We start from the raw sequence: 2,001 nt of genomic DNA on the forward strand, positions 1-2,001 counted from the left end.
CTGTAGCATCCCTCTACTATAAATTCCTCGGAAGCCTCAGATGTGTATAAGATCCAGGGCTGACTTCACTAAGGTCACCCGCCCACCGCTAGGATCTCCAGCCCATCCTCGTCCACGCGCACCCGCAGCGCGGTCAGGTCGGGCAGGGACAGGTTGCCGTCCAGCTCATGCGCCGGCAGCGTCGTGGTCAATCCGATCACCCAGGCGCCTGCCGCGTTGCCGGCGGCCAGTCCTGCCGGGGCATCCTCGAACACCACAGTGTCGCGCGGGTCGAAGCCCAGCTTCTCGGCGGCGGTGCGGTAGCCTTCCGGGTGGGGCTTGCCCTGGGTGACGTTGTCGGCGCCGATCAGCAGGTCGGGCAGGGGCAGGCCGGCCTGGGCGATACGCTTTCTCGCCATGTCATGCGGGGCGGAGGTGACCACCGCCCAGCGGTGACGCGGCAGCGATTGCAGAAGCTCCAGCGCGCCCGGAACCGCGCGCACCCCTTCGGTATCGCTGGTGTAGCACTCCTCCACCAGACGCACCTCCTCGTCGATGTCGGCACCGGCGGGGGCGAAGCGGCGGACGGTCTCGATGCTGCGGACGCCGTGGCAGACGGCCAGGATGGCGTCGGGATCGAGATCGTGCCGGGCGGCCCAGGCGCGCCAGGAGCGCTCAACCGGACCCTTGGTGTCGATCAGGGTGCCGTCCATGTCGAACAGGATGGCGCGGACGCGGAACGGGGTATCAAGGGCAGGCTTCATCGCTCGCTCTCGTTGGAATCGTCGGTTGGGAAGGAGTGGTCCGGTAGGGATCAGACCAGCGACAGCTCCACGACGAAGTCATAGGCGTCGCCGCGGTAGTGGGAACGGACGAACTCCAGCGGGGTTCCGTTTTCCAGGAAGGTGCGGCGCTCAATGTAGAGGGCGGGGGCGCCGTCGGGAACCCCAAGAAGCGTCGCCTGATCCGCCGGCAGGCGAATGGCAGACAAGCGTTGCAGTGCGCGGAAGGGCGGATGGCCGCGCCCGCGCAGGGTCTCGTACAGGGACCCCTGCACCAGATCGGGGTCGGGCAGGACGCTGGTCGGCAGGGCGCTGAGTTCGATGGCGAGCGGGGTGCCGTCGGCCAGACGCAGCCGGTGCAGCCGCACAACCTCCGCCCCCGGACGCAGGCCCAGCGCCATCGCCTCCTCCGGCGTCGCGGTGGCGACCGAGCGGCTGAGCCAGCGCGAATCCGGCTTCAGCCCGCGCCCGCCGATGTCCTCGGTGAAGCTGGTCAGGGCGGACAGCCGCTGCTCCACATGGGGGCTGCGGTTGATGAAGGTGCCGGCGCCCTGGCGCTGGTGCAGCAGCCCCTCCGCGATCAGTTCGCGCAGGGCCTTGCGCACGGTGACGCGCGACACACCGAAGGTCTCCGCCAGCTCCCGCTCGCCGGGAAGGGCGTCCTGGTCGGTCAGCCTGCCCTCGACGATCAGCGTCCGCAGATGCCGCGCCAATTGCAGGTACAGCGGCAGGGGCAGGGCGTCCGACAGGGCGGTCGGGTCGAACGGGGCCGCGGCGGCGGCAGTGGACATCGGCAACCACTCCAGTGCTCCGGGACCGGCATGATACCACTGAAAGGCCTTTGGGCAACAGGCGCCGGACGGGATGCAGAGGTGCAAGCGCAATTACAACCAGTTTCAGATTGCGGAATGTCCGGATTTTGGTATTCTGCGCATACAGTCCAATCTAATACCACCAACCAGACATCACCAACCCCCAGGCTTGGCGCCAGGGTGACAGCGGAGCCGGAACGATGGCGGGCGGCACGGAAGATGCGGCGAACCGGTACAGCCGGCTGGACGTGTGGCCGGCCGCCGAACTGATGACGGCCCTGTGGGAGGGGCAGACGCGCGCACTCGCCGCCTGCGCTCCCGCGTTGCCGCTGGTCGCCGCCGCTGTCGAGGCCGCTGCGGATCGTCTGGCCTCGGGACGTCTGGCCTCGGGACGTCTGGCTGCGGGAGGGGGGCGGCTGGTCTATGCC

General features: G+C 68.7%; 2 protein-coding genes and 1 pseudogene. 1 reads left to right on the forward strand and 2 read right to left on the reverse strand.

Going from position 1 to position 2,001, the window contains the following annotated elements:
- Window positions 1-74: 74 nt before the first annotated feature.
- Together GBZ48_RS35745 and GBZ48_RS35750 are read right to left on the reverse strand one after the other, a co-directional pair.
- Entirely contained in the window at window positions 75-743 is a 669-nt protein-coding gene (locus tag GBZ48_RS35745) for an HAD-IA family hydrolase (protein ID WP_174475362.1), read from the reverse strand.
- A gap of 50 nt (window positions 744-793) precedes the next feature.
- Window positions 794-1,552, reverse strand: a complete 759-nt coding sequence (locus GBZ48_RS35750) for a GntR family transcriptional regulator (RefSeq protein WP_098736333.1) — start codon at window positions 1,550-1,552, stop codon at window positions 794-796.
- A gap of 221 nt (window positions 1,553-1,773) precedes the next feature.
- On the opposite strand from GBZ48_RS35750, the pseudogene GBZ48_RS35755 reads away from it, so the two are divergent.
- Window positions 1,774-2,001: pseudogene (locus tag GBZ48_RS35755) on the forward strand (hypothetical protein); the annotation flags it as partial.

The organism is Azospirillum melinis (genome assembly GCF_013340935.1).
Classification (GTDB): domain Bacteria; phylum Pseudomonadota; class Alphaproteobacteria; order Azospirillales; family Azospirillaceae; genus Azospirillum; species Azospirillum melinis.

Excerpts from the sequence above, each read along its gene's own strand:
- GBZ48_RS35745 (WP_174475362.1), bottom strand. The coding sequence starts at position 743 with ATGAAGCCTGCCCTTGATACCCCGTTCCGCGTCCGCGCCATCCTGTTC.
- GBZ48_RS35750 (WP_098736333.1), bottom strand. The coding sequence starts at position 1,552 with ATGTCCACTGCCGCCGCCGCGGCCCCGTTCGACCCGACCGCCCTGTCG.